The sequence below is a fragment of the Lentzea roselyniae genome, from assembly GCF_039537795.1.
GTDB lineage: Bacteria > Actinomycetota > Actinomycetes > Mycobacteriales > Pseudonocardiaceae > Lentzea > Lentzea atacamensis.
In genome coordinates this window covers 20413-34313 of the sequence record NZ_BAABBE010000036.1, presented here as the reverse complement: position 1 = coordinate 34313, position 13901 = coordinate 20413, and the positions used below count along the sequence as shown (strand labels likewise).

Genomic DNA, 13901 nt, shown 5'->3' with positions numbered 1-13901 from the left:
CGGCGTCACGGCGTAGCCCACCAACACGATCTCCGCCAGGTCGAGCGGGTGGAAGCGGAACGGATGGTCGTCGTCCTCCTCCAGCTGTTCGAGGAACTCCGGGTCGCCCGCCAGGTACTTCTCCTCGAACGGCAGGGGAGCACGATGTCCTCGATCACGCCGCTGTCGGGCGACAGGCTGAACGAGCGGCGCAGGGTGCCGCCGGGCTCCCAGATCGCGTCGGCGAAGAAGTCGACGACGCTGTGCATCGCGTGCAGGTAGAGGGTGCGGCCCGCGGCTTCGCGGACGAAGTGCGGGGGCAGGTGGGTCGGGGCGTCGTTCGCGGCGTCCCTGGTGCAGACGATGGCCAGGCCGGGGAAGACGGCGGCGTAGACCTCGCCCTTCGGTGGGTTGGCCGCGTCCAGGCAGCCGTCCGCTATCGGGTGGATTTCGTGCGACGGGTAGAGCCGCTGGATCAACGCCGACGTGGCCTCGCGGGCAATCTTCGGTGACGCGCGCAGGACCTTCTGACGTCGTCGGATGCGTAGAAGAGCAGCCAGTCCGCGGTTCCCATGAGACTCCCGTCCGGTCGGTGTGTGCTCAGGATGCCGGAGGGGTCTGACAACTTCGGCAGGCAACGCGAACGGGCCGTCGGCCGTCCCTTGGCTGTGGGGACCACACCGGAGACTGACGAGCACTCGGCGAGACTGCGCGACGTGGTCACCACCGAGGTCAAGGCACCGCGGAACGGATTCGCCACCTTTCTGCTGGTCGTGTGCGCGGTCGCGTTCGTCGCGGCTGCGATGGTCAGGGTTCTCGGGATCGATGGCGCCAGGTACATGGTCGCCACGACGTCGCTGATCCCGTACATCACGGTCGTAGGGCTGCTCATCGGCCTGGGGGCGTTGTTTCGCAGGAGGTGGGCCGTTGGGCTGACGATGACGCTTGTCGGGATTGTGCTGGTGGCGAACGTGGCGCCGCGGGCGTTTTCCGACTCGCGGCCGAACGGGGTGGGGCAGCAGGTCAGGTTGATGACCTCGAACCTTCTCACCGGTATCGCGGACGCCGACTTCATCGTCAGGGAGGTCAGGGCTCGCGGCATCGACATCCTGGCCATGCAGGAGCTCACGCCCGAGATGGTGCGGGATCTCGAACGGGCGGGCCTCAACCAGGTGTTGCCCAACCGGGTCTTCCTGGCCGAGCCGGGTGGGTCGGGTAGCGGCATCGCCTCGAAGTACCCGCTCTCGCGCCGGGATCTCACGCCGCCGGGCACGTTGCAGCAGGCGGGTGCGCTGGTGGACCTGCCGGGCAAGGACATCGAGGTCGTGTCGGTGCACCCGTTGCCGCCGGTCGTGACCGAAGGGCCGGAGGCGTGGCAGCGCGAGCTCGCCGGGCTGCCCAGCCGCGACAGCACGGGCGCGATCAGGGTGCTCGCGGGTGACTTCAACGCGACGCTCGACCACGTGGGCATCACGCGGCTGCTCAACAAGGGTTACGTGGACGCCGCTGACCAGGTCGGCAAGGGGCTGATCCACACCTGGCCGAGCAACAGCGGGTTCTGGCCGCCGCCGGTGACGATCGACCACGTGCTGGTGGACTCGCGGTGCCCGGTGGACACGCTGGACGTGTTCGACGTGCCCGGCAGCGATCACCGGGCCGTCGTCACGCAGTTCGTCGTGCCAAGGCTGTGAGGGCTTCCAGCGCGCCCACCGGCAGGGAAACGCCTCGGCCGTGCCGGACGGCGGGCTCGCGGGTGTTGATCCGGATCAGCGAACCGGAAGCGGCGCTGGCCAGTTCTGCCTGACGCCGCACGGTCGGCACCGCGGTACCGGCACCGATCTCGAGCACGACCAGGTTCTGCTGCGTGCGTCGCCAGGCCGTCAGCGCGTCGAGCTGCGACTGGCTGCGGTGCGGCACCCAGCCCCAGTCACCGAACATCAGGATGTTGGGCCGTGCCAGGCCGCCGCACGACGGGCACGACGGCAGCGTGCCCACCGCGCGCATCGTGGACGGGTCCACGGAGACGTCGAACGAGCACTCCCAGATCTCGTCGGTGCACGGTTCCACGCACTGGGCGTGGTGGATCGAACCGTGGACCTCTGCGACGTCCGTGAAGCCCGCCTTCTGGAACTGGCCGTCCACATTGGACGTGAAGACGCGGGCACCCCAGGAGCGCAGGATCTCGAAGCCCTCGTGCGGCACGGTCGCGCGGTACAGGCCGAGCCGGTGGCCGTAGAAACCCCACGCCAGCGCGGGATCGTCGGCGAAGTGCACCGGGTCGGCGATCTCCTCGAACTTCAGCCCGAGGCGCTCGTAGGGCGGGTAGGCCCGCCAGAAGCCCTCGGTGCCGCGGAAGTCCGGCAGACCCGAGTCGACGCCCATGCCGGCGCCGGCACAGACGAGCACCGCGTCCGCACCGGCGATCAGCTCGGCTGCCTGGCCGTAAGCGTGGTCGAGCTCTGTCACTGCTTGGGCTTGCTCCCCAGCACGACCTCGAACTCCAGCAGATCGGCACCGGTCGACACGGGCTTGGCGCGCTCACCGGAGTGCGCAGCCTGGCCGGCCTGACCGTCGCGCCACGCGACGAAGTCCTCGTGGGTCTCCCAGTGCGTCACGACGAAGTAGCGGTCCTCTCCCGCGACCGGGCGCAGGAGTTCGAAGCCGAGGAAGCCGGGCTGGTCGTCGACCGCGCCGAGGCGGGCGGCGAACCGCTTCTCCAGCTCGGGGCCAGCGCCCTCGGGAACCTTGATCGCATTGATCTTCACGACTGCCATGCGACCCACACTAGCGCCGTGGCCCGGCAAGTCTTCAGACCACGGCGCTAGCGCCGCACACCGACAGGCAGCAGGTACTGGTCTTCCGGGATGCCCGAGCCCCGGAACCACGCCGCGAAGAACCCGTCCAGCTGCTGTCCGGAGGCCTCCTTGAAGTGGCTCTCGAACTCCGGCCACGAGGCGTTCGAGTCGCGGTGCTTGGTCGTCCACGACTGCAGGGCCTTGAAGAACACGTCGTCACCGACCTGCTTGCGCAGCGCGTGCATCGCCATGATGCCCTTGTCGTAGACGCCCCTGAACTCGTTGCCCTTGCCCATGTCGTAGAGCTTCGGCGCCCAGAACGACGACCGGCTGCGCAGCTCCTCCACCCGACCGCGGTAGCGCTCGTCGAGGTCGGTGCCCTCCTTCTCCAGCCACAGCCACTGCGAGTAGGACGCCAGGCACTCGTTGAGGCAGATGTCCGCCCAGTTCTCGATCGTCACGGAGTCGCCGAACCACTGGTGCGCGTTCTCGTGCACGACCGTCTCCAGGTCCGCCCACGACGCGTAGACCGGCCGGGTCTGGGTCTCCAGCGAGAACCCGATCTGGTCGGCCACCCAGATGCTGCCGGCCGCGCGCTGCGGGTACCGGCCGAACTTCGTCTCCAGGAACGCCAGGACCTCGGGCAACCGTGCCTGGATCGGCTTCTTCGAGGAAGACGTGCCGGGTGCGTACGCGTCGAGCACCGGCTCGCCGCTCGGCAGCTTCCCGCGCACGATCTCGAACTTGTCGATCGCCACCGTGGCCAGGTACGTCGCGAGCGGCGTCTCCTCCGACCAGTTGAACGTCGTCCAGCCGCCGTCCCGCGTCACCGGGCCCTCGAGACCGTTCGACACGGCCGTCCAGCCGTCCGGGACGCGGGCCGCGAGCTTCAGGGCCGCCTTGTCGCGCGGGGTGTCGTTGGCGGGGAACCAGGTCGTCGCGGAGTGTGGTTGACCTGCGGCGAAGGCACCGCCGGTCGACGAGATCTGCCAGCCGCTGCGGCCCAGCGAGGCGTCGTCGATCGTCGTGGGCTTGCCGCCGTAGGTGACGACCGCGGTGAACGGCTTGCCCTTCGCGATCGGGGACGACGGCGTGATGACGAGCTCGTGGTCGCCCTCCTGCGCGAACTTCGCGGGCTGTCCGCCGACCTTGACGTCGCTGACCTTCAGGCCCTCCAGGTCGAGGTTGAACCGGGAGAGGTCGTCGGCGGCGGTGGCGGTGATGGAAGCGACGCCGTCCAGCTGCTGCGACGACGGGTCGTAGGTGATCGCCAGGTCGTAGAGCGTGACGTCGTAGCCGCTGTTGCCGTCCGTCGGGTAGTACGCGTCGCCCACCCCCGCGCCGGCCTCCACGGCTGCCTGCGGGGACGTCTCCTGGCGTTGTTGCTGCGCGGGGTCCCCGCCCGGCGTGCGGAACACGACGAGCAGGCCGGCGACGAGCACGATCAACACCAGGGCGATCAGGTACGGACGGGCCTTCATGCGTTAATCATCCCTGTGTCGGTGGTGGAGTTCGGCGGAACTGGGCAAGGTGTACTGCTCCTGCACGGTCTGATGAGCAGGGCCACTGCCTGGTGGCCGGTGGCGCAGTGGCTCAAACCTTTCGGCCGGGTCGTCGGCATCGACCAGCGCGGGCACGGCCGCAACCCGCAGCGGGGACCGTTCCGCACCGAGGACTTCGTCGCCGACGCCGCGAAGGCGATCGAGGACCTCGGCCTCGGACCCGCTGTGGTGATCGGGCACTCCATGGGCGGGCTGCACGCGTGGTGTCTCGCGGCGACCCGTCCGGACCTGGTCCGGGCGATTGTGGTCGAGGACTTCGCCCCGGACAACAGGGGCAGGACCGTCGACGAGTGGAAGTGGTTCTTCGACGCCTGGCCGGTGCCGTTCCAGTCGGTGGCGCACGTGACGTCGTTCTTCGGCGCGCAGGTGTTCGCCGAGTACTTCGAGGAACGCGAGGACGGCTGGCACCTGATCGCCTCGATGGACGACCTCTACGAGATCGCCGCCGAGTGGGGCACGCGGGCGTACTGGGAGTTCATCGACGAGGTGAAGTGCCCGTCACTGGTCATCGAGGCAGGTCAGGGCGGTCAGCTGCCGGGCCAGATGGAGGAGGCCGCGCGGCGTTCCCGAGGTCAGTACCTGTACGTGCCGGAGGCGGGCCACGTCGTGCACGCCACCGCGCCGTGGGTCTACCGAGGTGCCGTGGAGGCCTTCTTGAGCACGTCGATCTCGCCGGTCTGAGTGTCGACGATCGAAACCTCGCGGACCTTCGCGCGGATCGGCTCGACCGGGAAGACCTCGGCGAACGCCTTCTTCATCGCCTCGTCGTCGATGTCCGCGGCTAGCGTGCAGTGCGGCACCCAGCTGCCGGGCAGGTAGTACGCGCTCGGGTTCTTCACGTGACCGGCCAGCACATCGTGGATCGCCGAGTGCACGGCCAGCAGCTCGGCGTCGACGACAGCGGCGAGCATCAGCACGTTGTCGACCGTCGAGAACGTGCCGAGCGTGTGCAGCCAGAGATCCGGCATCCACAGCCGTTCGAGGTCCTCGCGCAGCTCCTTGCGGACCTTGGGACCGATCGTGCTCGCGACGGCGTAGGTGAGGTGCGGCGGGTACTCGTGACGTGCGCCGATCCGCCGCCACAGGTCACGGACCTGCTTGTCCGCCTCGTCGTCGAAGAACGCCACCAGCGCGTGCATCAATGCTCCCCGGGTAGCGCGAACAGGCCGTCTCGCGTCTGCTCGACCAAACCGTCGTCGAGCAGCGAGACCAGGCACTTCTCTCGTTGCGTGATGTCGTTCCAGACGATGTCGAGCTGCGCCTTGGGCACCGGACCGGGCGCACCGCGCAGCACGTCCAGGAGCTTGCCGCGAACCTGGCGATCGGTGCCGGCGAACTGCTGCACCTTCTTCACCGGCCCGGCATAGGCGGGGCGGCCGGCCAGCTGCCACGCGCACTCGGCGTACAGCGGGCAGTCCGCGCACTTCTGGTTCTTGGCCGTGCAGATCAACGCCCCGAGCTCCATCAACGCCGCCGAGAACACAGCGGCGTCCTCCTGGTCCTCCGGCAGGATGGCCTCGACGTCCCGGAGATCACGCTTGGTCGACGGCGGCCCGGCATCACCGGCACCGTGCACCGCGCGCGCAACGACCCGGCGGACGTTCGTGTCGACGACAGCGCACTTCTGCCCGTACGCGAACGTGGCCACCGCACGAGCCGTGTAGCTGCCGATGCCCGGCAGCGACTCCAGGGTCTCCACGTCCGAGGGCACGACATCACCGTGATCGCGGGCAATGGCGGAAGCAGCCTCGTGCAGCCGCAGAGCCCGGCGCGGATAGCCGAGCTTGCCCCACATGCGCAGCACCTCGCCCTGCGACGCCGCGGCCATCGCGCTCGGCACCGGCCAGCGCGCCAGCCACTCGTGCCAGATCGGTTCGACGCGGGCCACCGGCGTCTGCTGCAGCATGATCTCGCTGACCAGCACACCCCAGGCGGTACAGGAAGGCCGGCGCCACGGCAGGTCGCGTGCGGCGGTGTCCCACCAGCCCAGCAGCAACTCGTGATTCATCGCCCGCCATTCTCGCGCAAAGGGCCCTGCCGGTTTCCCGGAAGGGCCCTCAGCGCCAGAACTCAGGCGGCTTTGGTGTCGACGGCGTCGACCTCGCGCAGCTCACCGGTGTGCACGTCGTACACGAACCCGCGGATCTTGTCCGTGTGCGGGATGAACGGGCTGCGGCGCAGGCGGGCCATCGAACCGCGCACGCTCTGCTCGACCACCTTGAACGCCTCGACGGCCCAGGTCGGGCGCAGGCCGGTTTCGGCCTCCAGCTCGTCCTTGAAGTCGTCCTCTGTCACCATCTCCAGGCCGCAGTTCGTGTGGTGCACGAGGAGCACCTCGCGCGTGCCCAGTTTGCGCTGGCTGAGCGCCAGCGAGCGGATCATGTCGTCGGTGACGACACCTCCCGCGTTGCGCAGCACGTGCGCCTCACCCTGCTTCAACCCGAAGATCTCGAACACCCGGATGCGCGAGTCCATGCAGGTCAGGATTGCTACCTGCAGGGACGGCTTCGCGGACGAACGGTCTCCAGGAACCACGGTCCCGAGCTCGTAGTTCCGCTTGAGCAGTTCGTCGATCGCGGTCATGACACCTCCATGGCCTACCGGCGGACCCCCGCTCGATGGAACTTGAGTTAGTGCGCGTTCACAAGGGGTTTCCGGCCAATATCACGTTCAGCCGATCGAGCGATGCTCGCCTACCGCTCGATTCCACCCCGTCCGGCTACGTTCGGGCCGTGATCGAGCCCACCGGACCGCTGCCTTCCTCGGTGTACTGGCGCCGTCGTGTCGCCGCGATCGGTGCCGCACTGGTCACACTGCTGCTCGTGATCTGGATCGTCGGGTTCTTCGGATCCGGCGAGGACTCCGCCCAGCCGACCAACGCGGCAGCGGCGTCGTCCTCCAACCCACCGCCGAGCATGTCCGAGACGGCGGTTCCGTCGTCCTCGTCGACCACCGCACCGCCGTCCCCGACGGAGACCACGCCACCGCCTCCGCCGCCAGGCCCGCCGCAGCCCTGCCCGGACGACGTGATCGGGATCGTGGCGAAGGCCAACAAGCCCTTCTACACCATCGGTGACCAGCCGGAACTGTCGATGGACGTGGCCAACAACGGGCCGGTGCCGTGCATCAAGGACATCGGGCGCCAGCACCGCGAGCTGCAGGTCATGAGCGCGGACGGCGCGACGCTGCTGTGGTCCAGCAACCACTGCCTGGCCACGGCGGGCTCCGAGGTGCGGGTGATGCAGCCCAAGGAGCTCTTCAACTACGGCACGAAGTGGGCGGGCTCCACCTCGAAGCCGGGGTGCGGAGCGCACACCCGGCTGGGGCCCGGCGACTACCTGCTGGTGGCGAAGCTGGCCGGGAAGGCCAGCTCACCGGTGGTGTTCAGGCTCGAGTGGTGATCACGGACCGAACCAACGTTCTTCGGCTCCACCGCGCGGCGCGGCGGACGTCTTGCCGATGATCAGCTCGGTCGCGAGGTTCACCGACCGCGGCCGGGTCCGCTCGCTCGAGTCGAGCAGCAGCTTGCCCGCGGCACGGCCCTTCTCCAGCACCGGCTGACGCACCGTCGTGAGCGCGGCGGCCTCCGCCTCGCGGATGCCGTCGAAGCCGGTCACCGACAGGTCGTGCGGCACGCGCAGGCCACGTCGCGCGGCCTCGGTCATCGCGCCGAGAGCGAGCACGTCAGAGGTGCAGATCAACGCGGTGATCTGCGGGTCCTTGTCGAGCACCTGGGCGGCACCGGAGGCACCGGAAGCCATGTTGTGGTCGAAGCGTTCGACGACGGGCACCTGCGACCAGTCGACGCCCGCCTCGCTGAACGCCTCGGCCAGGCCGGACAGGCGGTTGCGCTGCACGTGGAAGTGCGCTGCGTGCTGACGTTCCGCGGTCACGAAGCCGTCGTTGCGGTCACGCGCGAGCCGCATGCACACGACGCCAACGCGGCGGTGGCCCAGCGAGAGCAGGTGCTTCGCGAGCTCGTACATCGCGCCGCGGTCGTCGATGCCGACCCGGTCGACGGTGCCGAGGTCGGGCTGGTCGCAGACGACGGTGGGAACGGGACGCTCCAGCACGGCGGCGAGGTGCGGGTCGTCGTCCGGCACCGAGTAGACGACGAAGCCGTCGACACCCGCGCGGTGGACAGACGCGACGTCCTCGCGCTCGGGGTTGGCCGGGACGAGCAGCAGACCGGTGCCGGCGTCCTCGCACGCCAGCGCGAGGCCCTCCAGGAAGCCGATCGCGGCCGGGTCGCGGAACGCATAAGAGAGGTTCTCGGTGAGCAACAGGCCCACCGCACCCGCCTTGCGCGTGCGCAACGAGCGCGCCACAGGATCCGGGCCGGGGTAACCCAGCCTTCGGGCCGTGTCCAACACCCGCCGCCTCAGCTCGGGGGAGAGCTGGTCGGGACGGTTGTACGCGTTGGACACCGTTGTCCGGGAAACGCCCAGCTCAGCGGCCAGAGAGGCCAGCGTCGCCGGACGTCGCACATGCATCGACCGCGCCATGAAGTGACCGTAACGGTTCAGAACCAATTCGTGAAGCGAGGGTGACCTGTGTCCCTCAAATGACGCATCCGCCCTGGTTGACCCATCTGCCTTGTTCAGAAGTTGGTCCAGACCAAACGGCATCTCACTTGGGTGGCGCCGTCGACTCCCGCACGACGAGCCGCGGGCGGAAGACGCGGGTGTAGTTGTCCCTGTCCTGCCTGCGGCGATCCGGATCCAGACGGAGTACGAGCTCGTCGATGGCGGCGGCCGCCATCTCCTCGATGGGCTGCGCGAGCGTCGTCAAAGCGGGCGACGAGTAGGCAGCCAGCGGAATGTCGTCGAACCCGACGACCGAGAGATCTTCAGGAATGGAGATCCCCCGTTGGTGTGCTTCGCGCATGACACCAAGAGCCATGTGGTCCGACGAGCAGATCACCGCTGTCGGCGTCACCGTGTCGAGCAACTGCCCCACGGCCACGCCGCCGCCTTCCGCGCTGAACGGCCCGTGCGCGACGTACTCCGAGCCCGCCGGCAGGTGGTTCTCCTCGAGAGCGGCGGCCCACCCGGCGCGCTTCAGACGTGAGGGGAGCGATCGTGCCGGACCCGAGACGAACCCGATCCGCTCGTGGCCGAGCTCGATCAGGTGCTTGGTCGCCATGTAACCCGCGAGCTGCTCGTCCACCGTCACGTCGGGCACGTCCAGCGCGGGCGTGGCACCGTTCAGGAAGACCATGTGGACGCCGTCGGCCACGAGCTTCGCGTAGTAGCTCGGGCGCGGCGCCTGACCGAGCGGCACCTCGACGTTGGTGATCTCCGGTGACACGAACACCATGCCCTCGACCCCGCGGGCCAGGAGCATGCGGACGTACTCCTCCTCACCCATCGGAGCGCCGCTGCGGGTGTTGCACAGCAGCGACGAGTAGCCGAGGCGGGCCGCACGCGTCTCCAGGGCTTCGGCGAACGCGGGGAAGACCGGGTTCGAGAGCTCTGGCACGAGCAGGCCGATCACGCCGGTGCGTTGCAACGCACCGAGGCCGCGCGGGGTGTACGGCATCTCCGCGAGGACCGACAGCACCCGCTGCCGAGTCTCCTCGTTGACGCCGGCCCGGCGGTTCAGCACGCGGCTCACCGTCGAGATGGACACCCCGGCTGCCCTGGCGATCTCGGACAGTCCGGACACGTTGCCTCCCTGCTCAGCTTGGGTCGGCGCAAGCCTGCCGCGTTCAGAAAAATTTTGCAACGCGCCCTTGCAAGACGGTGCCGTTACGGCTTGGTTACGGACGATGCCTTGACCTGACCATGGTTCCGGTAGTGAAATCGCCCGCAACATTGACGCAAAACCTTGCAAGACCCTCATCTCGCCGGGAGATGAGGCCCAGCTGGAGGGAACGGCAGCAACGATGCGACGGACAACCCTCGTGACCGCCATGGCGACGGGTGTCGCCCTCGTGCTCACCGCCTGTGGCGGTGGTGGATCGAGCAGCAGCGGATCCGACACGGGCGAAGTGACCTTCTGGGACACCAGCGGCCCCAACGAGAGCCCCGTGTTCAAGAAGATCGCTGAGGACTGCGCCACCAAGGGCGGCTACAAGGTCAAGGTTGAGACGCAGGCGTTCGACGGCGCGCTCAACAACTACAAGACCGCTGCTCAGGGTGGTCAGGGCCCGGACGTCTTCCGCGCGGAGGTCGCGTGGGTGCCGCAGCTCGCGAAGCTGAGCCTGGTCGAGGACCTGTCGGACACCGACCTCGCGAAGGACACCTCCGACTTCCTGGAGGCCCCGCTGGGCTCCACGAAGTACGAGGGCAAGACCTACGCCGTGCCGCAGGTGACCGACTCGCTCGCGTTGCTCTACAACAAGAAGAAGCTCGCTGACGCCGGTGTCGAGCCGCCCAAGACCTGGGACGAGCTCAAGGCCGCGGCCGCCAAGCTGGGTGGCGAGAAGGCCTTCTTCCTCAACAACGACGCGTACTACGCGCTGCCGTTCATCTACGGCGAGGGCGGCGACCTGGTCGACGCGTCCGCCAAGAAGATCGTCGTGAACTCCGCGCAGAACGTGAAGGCGCTGGAGACCGCGAAGGGCCTGCTCGACAGCAAGGCCGCGACCACGGCGCTCGACGCGACGAACTCGTACTCGAACATGCAGGCCGCGTTCTCGTCCGGTGAGGCCGCCATGGTCATCAACGGCCCGTGGGCCGTCGCCGACTACCTCAAGGGCGCCGCGTTCACCGACAAGGCGAACCTGGGCATCGCGCCGGTTCCCGGCCCGTCCGCGGGCAAGGGCAGCGCGCCCGTCGGTGGCCACGACTACGTGATCCGCAAGGCCACCAAGGCCAAGCAGTCGTCGATCAAGTTCATCCAGTGCATGGCGTCGGTCGAGTCGCAGGCCGCCATCGCCAAGGAGCTGGGCCTGCTGCCGAGCCGCAAGTCGGCCTACCAGAACGCCGACGTCAAGGCCAACGCCGTCGTCGCCGCGTTCGAGCCGGTCACCAAGGTCGCGCACGAGCGTCCGTGGATCCCGGAGGGCGGCGAGCTCTTCGACCCGCTGAAGATCAGCTACGCGGACTTCCTCGCCGGCAAGAAGGACGCCAAGGCCGCCCTTGACGACGTCGCCAAGGCGTACAAGGACAAGGTCGTTCCCGAGTACTCGATCGGCTGACTGGTGTTGAACGGCCGGGGCCTTCCGCCCCGGCCGTTCGCCTGAGGGGAGAGTCTCGGTGCGTCGGTTCCTGGACCGGTACTGGTACGCGTATGCGATGGTGCTGCCCGTCGTGGTGGTCATCGCGGTGTTGGTGCTCTACCCGCTCGCCCAGGGCGTGTTCTTCACCTTCACGAACATCAACGAGGGCAACATCGCCAACCCGGTCCTCGACCGGCCCGCGTCCTACGACGTGGTGGGCTTCAAGAACTACCTGAGCGTCCTGTCCGGCGGCGAGTCGTACGGCGCGTTCTGGGACACGCTCGTCCGCACGCTGATCTGGACGTTCTCGTGCGTGTTCTTCCACTACACGATCGGCCTCGGCCTGGCGTTGCTGCTGAACCGCCAGGTGCGCGGCCGCACGATCTACCGCGTGCTGCTGATCCTGCCGTGGGCCGTGCCCGCGTTCATCAGCGCGTTCGCCTGGAAGTACATGTTCAACGCGCAGTACGGGATCATCAACCAGGTCCTGCGCGCGGTCGGCCTGCCGGACCCGGTGTGGCTCGGCCAGTCGAACTGGGCACTGGTCTCCGTGATCATCGTGAACGTGTGGCTGGGCGTGCCGTTCATGATGGTGGCACTTCTCGGTGGCCTGCAGTCGATTCCGGGCGATCTCTACGAAGCGGCCGAAATGGACGGTGCCACGCCGTGGCAGCGGTTCCGGCACGTCACGCTGCCCGGTCTGCGTTCCGTGTCGTCGACGGTGGTCCTGCTCGGCATCATCTGGACGTTCAACATGTTCGCGGTGATCTACCTGATCGCGGGCCCGAACCCGAACTCCCGGATCCTGGTCACCTACGCGTTCGAGCGGTTCTTCTCCAGCGCGTCCCGTGACTACGCCATCGCGTCGACCTACGGCGTGTTGATCCTTTCAGTGTTGTTGGTGTTCGCCACGGTGTACCGGCGGGCGCTGCGCAAGCAGGGCGAGGTGTGGTGATGACGCTCGATGCTTCGTCCCTCCAGGTGGTCAAGGCTCCCGAGCGCCGGTTGCGCCGGGCGGACCGGTCCAGGGGCGCCTCGGTGTTGCTGCACAGCGCTCTGGTCGTCGCGTCGATCATCGCGGTGTTCCCGGTCTTCTGGGTGTTCGTCACTTCGCTGAAGCCGGACGCCCGCGCGGTCGAGCCCACCCCGACGCTGTTCAACCAGTCCTCTTTGGACAACTACACCCGCGTGCTCGCCGGCGAGAAGGGGGACTTCCTCGCCTGGTTCGGCAACTCCGTGGTGATCGCGTTGATGACGACCGTCATCGGTGTCTTCATCTCGGCGACCGCGGGCTACGCGGCGTCGCGGTTCCGGTTCCCCGGCAAGCGCCGGCTGATGATGTCGTTCCTGCTGGTGCAGATGTTCCCGTTCGCGGTGCTGATCGTGCCGCTGTACAACATCCTGCTCGCGCTCGGCCTGAACGGGACGTCGATCGGCCTGGTGCTGGTCTACTGCACGACCGCGGTGCCGTTCTGCACCTACATGTTGAAGGGCTACTTCGACACGGTGCCGGCGGACATCGACGAGGCCGGACGCGTGGACGGCCTGTCGCCGTTCGGCGTGTTCTGGCGGCTGATCCTCCCGCTGGCCAAGCCGGGCCTGGCGGTCACGTCCTTCTACGCGTTCCTGACCGCGTGGGGTGAGGTGGCGTTCGCGTCGGCGTTCCTGTCGGCGGCGGACGAGTCGAAGACGCTGGCCGTGGGCCTGCAGGTGTTCGTGCAGCAGAACAGGACGGAGTGGGGCCACCTGGCCGCCGCCTCCATCCTGGTCGCCATTCCCGCGATCATCGTTTTCTACCTGGTGCAACGGTTCCTGGTGACCGGCCTCGCCTCGGGCGCGGTCAAGGGCTGACGGTCTCCCGCACCGGCCGATACCGGACGTCCACCTCCGAGTGGAGGTCGTCGGTGTCGAGCCGGTGCAGGTGGATCGGCGCACCGCCGGGGTTGTCGTAGAGCCGGAGGCCGTCGCCGAGCAGCACGGGCGCGATGTGCAGGGCGATCTCGTCGACGAGCCCTCGTTCGATCAGCTGACGGCCGATGGTCGGCGAGAACACCTCGAGGTCCTTGCCGTCCGCAGCCTCGAGGCCGATCCGCACCGCCTCGGCCACGTCGCAGGTCAGGAACGTGACGCCCTCCGCAGGCGTCGCGTCCTCGGGGTGGTGGGTCAGGATGAAGAGCTTTCCCACGAACTGGCCGCCGTACGGGGCGCTGGGGTCCGGGACCTCCTCCCACCCCTTCCTGCCGCCGAGGATCGCACCCGTGCGCTCGGCGTAGGAGTTGACGAGCTCGGGCCGGCCGGTCGTGCGGGACAGCCAGCCGAAGCCGTTGTGCGGGTCAGCCACGAAGCCGTCCAGTGACATCGAGAAGTGCAGTCGCACGTTGCCCATCGGTTCACTCCCGT

General features: G+C 68.3%; 16 protein-coding genes. 6 read left to right on the top strand and 10 right to left on the bottom strand.

Annotated elements, in window-relative coordinates:
* Positions 1 to 5: 5 nt before the first annotated feature.
* The gene (locus tag ABFX45_RS39510) at positions 6 to 677 is read right to left on the bottom strand and encodes a DUF6928 family protein (RefSeq protein WP_428834281.1); all 672 of its coding nucleotides are present in this window, start codon (positions 675 to 677) and stop codon (positions 6 to 8) included.
* Between ABFX45_RS39510 and ABFX45_RS39505 the strand changes: the two genes are divergently transcribed.
* Positions 585 to 1670: an endonuclease/exonuclease/phosphatase family protein gene (locus ABFX45_RS39505; RefSeq protein ID WP_346135898.1), complete on the top strand. Its 1086-nt coding sequence runs from the start codon at positions 585 to 587 to the stop codon at positions 1668 to 1670. The genes ABFX45_RS39510 and ABFX45_RS39505 overlap by 93 nt on opposite strands.
* On the opposite strand, the gene ABFX45_RS39500 is transcribed toward ABFX45_RS39505, so the two are convergent.
* The 3 genes from ABFX45_RS39500 to ABFX45_RS39490 are packed head-to-tail and all read right to left on the bottom strand — an operon-like array spanning position 1642 to position 4255.
* Positions 1642 to 2445 (bottom strand): SIR2 family NAD-dependent protein deacylase, encoded by an 804-nt coding sequence (locus ABFX45_RS39500; protein WP_233439164.1) that lies wholly within the window; start codon positions 2443 to 2445, stop codon positions 1642 to 1644. The genes ABFX45_RS39505 and ABFX45_RS39500 overlap by 29 nt on opposite strands.
* Positions 2442 to 2753, bottom strand: a complete 312-nt coding sequence (locus ABFX45_RS39495) for an antibiotic biosynthesis monooxygenase family protein (protein ID WP_109631240.1) — start codon at positions 2751 to 2753, stop codon at positions 2442 to 2444. Before ABFX45_RS39495 ends, ABFX45_RS39500 begins: the two co-directional genes overlap by 4 nt.
* A gap of 47 nt (positions 2754 to 2800) precedes the next feature.
* Positions 2801 to 4255: a M1 family metallopeptidase gene (locus tag ABFX45_RS39490; protein WP_346135896.1), complete on the bottom strand. Its 1455-nt coding sequence runs from the start codon at positions 4253 to 4255 to the stop codon at positions 2801 to 2803.
* 15 nt (positions 4256 to 4270) lie between these two features.
* On the opposite strand from ABFX45_RS39490, the gene ABFX45_RS39485 reads away from it, so the two are divergent.
* On the top strand, positions 4271 to 5017 hold the full coding sequence (locus ABFX45_RS39485) for an alpha/beta fold hydrolase (protein ID WP_211337135.1): 747 nt from the start codon (positions 4271 to 4273) through the stop codon (positions 5015 to 5017).
* Here ABFX45_RS39485 and ABFX45_RS39480 read toward each other — a convergent pair.
* From ABFX45_RS39480 to ABFX45_RS39470, 3 genes are all read right to left on the bottom strand, one after another.
* Positions 4966 to 5475: a 2'-5' RNA ligase family protein gene (locus ABFX45_RS39480; protein ID WP_211337136.1), complete on the bottom strand. Its 510-nt coding sequence runs from the start codon at positions 5473 to 5475 to the stop codon at positions 4966 to 4968. The genes ABFX45_RS39485 and ABFX45_RS39480 overlap by 52 nt on opposite strands.
* Positions 5475 to 6344 (bottom strand): HhH-GPD family protein, encoded by an 870-nt coding sequence (locus ABFX45_RS39475; RefSeq protein ID WP_109631251.1) that lies wholly within the window; start codon positions 6342 to 6344, stop codon positions 5475 to 5477. The genes ABFX45_RS39480 and ABFX45_RS39475 overlap by 1 nt, the downstream gene beginning before the upstream one ends.
* 62 nt (positions 6345 to 6406) lie before the next feature.
* Positions 6407 to 6919, bottom strand: coding sequence for a beta-class carbonic anhydrase (locus tag ABFX45_RS39470; RefSeq protein ID WP_346135893.1), 513 nt, complete (start codon positions 6917 to 6919; stop codon positions 6407 to 6409).
* Positions 6920 to 7068: 149 nt separating this feature from the next.
* Between ABFX45_RS39470 and ABFX45_RS39465 the strand changes: the two genes are divergently transcribed.
* Positions 7069 to 7737 (top strand): hypothetical protein, encoded by a 669-nt coding sequence (locus ABFX45_RS39465; RefSeq protein ID WP_146231395.1) that lies wholly within the window; start codon positions 7069 to 7071, stop codon positions 7735 to 7737.
* Here ABFX45_RS39465 and ABFX45_RS39460 read toward each other — a convergent pair whose 3' ends face one another.
* Complete coding sequence (locus ABFX45_RS39460) at positions 7738 to 8841, bottom strand: LacI family DNA-binding transcriptional regulator (RefSeq protein ID WP_109633069.1); 1104 nt, start codon at positions 8839 to 8841, stop codon at positions 7738 to 7740.
* A 124-nt stretch (positions 8842 to 8965) separates the two neighbouring features.
* The gene (locus ABFX45_RS39455; RefSeq protein WP_109631264.1) at positions 8966 to 10003 is read right to left on the bottom strand and encodes a LacI family DNA-binding transcriptional regulator; all 1038 of its coding nucleotides are present in this window, start codon (positions 10001 to 10003) and stop codon (positions 8966 to 8968) included.
* 220 nt (positions 10004 to 10223) lie between these two features.
* Here ABFX45_RS39455 and ABFX45_RS39450 point away from each other — a divergent pair, with 220 nt between their 5' ends.
* From ABFX45_RS39450 to ABFX45_RS39440, 3 genes are read left to right on the top strand one after another with little or no spacing between them, the layout of a single operon-like run.
* A complete protein-coding gene (locus tag ABFX45_RS39450) occupies positions 10224 to 11480 on the top strand; it encodes an extracellular solute-binding protein (RefSeq protein WP_109631268.1) in 1257 nt (418 codons plus the stop codon).
* Positions 11481 to 11538: 58 nt separating this feature from the next.
* A complete protein-coding gene (locus ABFX45_RS39445) occupies positions 11539 to 12456 on the top strand; it encodes a carbohydrate ABC transporter permease (RefSeq protein ID WP_407656816.1) in 918 nt (305 codons plus the stop codon).
* The gene (locus tag ABFX45_RS39440) at positions 12456 to 13352 is read left to right on the top strand and encodes a sugar ABC transporter permease (protein WP_346135891.1); all 897 of its coding nucleotides are present in this window, start codon (positions 12456 to 12458) and stop codon (positions 13350 to 13352) included. Before ABFX45_RS39445 ends, ABFX45_RS39440 begins: the two co-directional genes overlap by 1 nt.
* Here ABFX45_RS39440 and ABFX45_RS39435 read toward each other — a convergent pair.
* Positions 13342 to 13887 (bottom strand): dihydrofolate reductase family protein, encoded by a 546-nt coding sequence (locus ABFX45_RS39435; protein WP_346135889.1) that lies wholly within the window; start codon positions 13885 to 13887, stop codon positions 13342 to 13344. The two genes, ABFX45_RS39440 and ABFX45_RS39435, sit on opposite strands and share 11 nt — an antisense overlap.
* Between the last annotated feature and the right edge of the window lie 14 nt (positions 13888 to 13901).

Bases quoted from the DNA above. Each gene is read 5' to 3' on its own strand.
- ABFX45_RS39505 (WP_346135898.1), top strand. From the start codon at position 585: ATGCCGGAGGGGTCTGACAACTTCGGCAGGCAACGCGAACGGGCCGTC.
- ABFX45_RS39480 (WP_211337136.1), bottom strand. From the start codon at position 5,475: ATGCACGCGCTGGTGGCGTTCTTCGACGACGAGGCGGACAAGCAGGTC.
- ABFX45_RS39470 (WP_346135893.1), bottom strand. From the start codon at position 6,919: ATGACCGCGATCGACGAACTGCTCAAGCGGAACTACGAGCTCGGGACC.
- ABFX45_RS39435 (WP_346135889.1), bottom strand. From the start codon at position 13,887: ATGGGCAACGTGCGACTGCACTTCTCGATGTCACTGGACGGCTTCGTG.
- ABFX45_RS39450 (WP_109631268.1), top strand. From the start codon at position 10,224: ATGCGACGGACAACCCTCGTGACCGCCATGGCGACGGGTGTCGCCCTC.
- ABFX45_RS39440 (WP_346135891.1), top strand. From the start codon at position 12,456: ATGACGCTCGATGCTTCGTCCCTCCAGGTGGTCAAGGCTCCCGAGCGC.
- ABFX45_RS39475 (WP_109631251.1), bottom strand. From the start codon at position 6,344: ATGAATCACGAGTTGCTGCTGGGCTGGTGGGACACCGCCGCACGCGAC.
- ABFX45_RS39495 (WP_109631240.1), bottom strand. From the start codon at position 2,753: ATGGCAGTCGTGAAGATCAATGCGATCAAGGTTCCCGAGGGCGCTGGC.
- ABFX45_RS39490 (WP_346135896.1), bottom strand. From the start codon at position 4,255: ATGAAGGCCCGTCCGTACCTGATCGCCCTGGTGTTGATCGTGCTCGTC.
- ABFX45_RS39460 (WP_109633069.1), bottom strand. From the start codon at position 8,841: ATGGCGCGGTCGATGCATGTGCGACGTCCGGCGACGCTGGCCTCTCTG.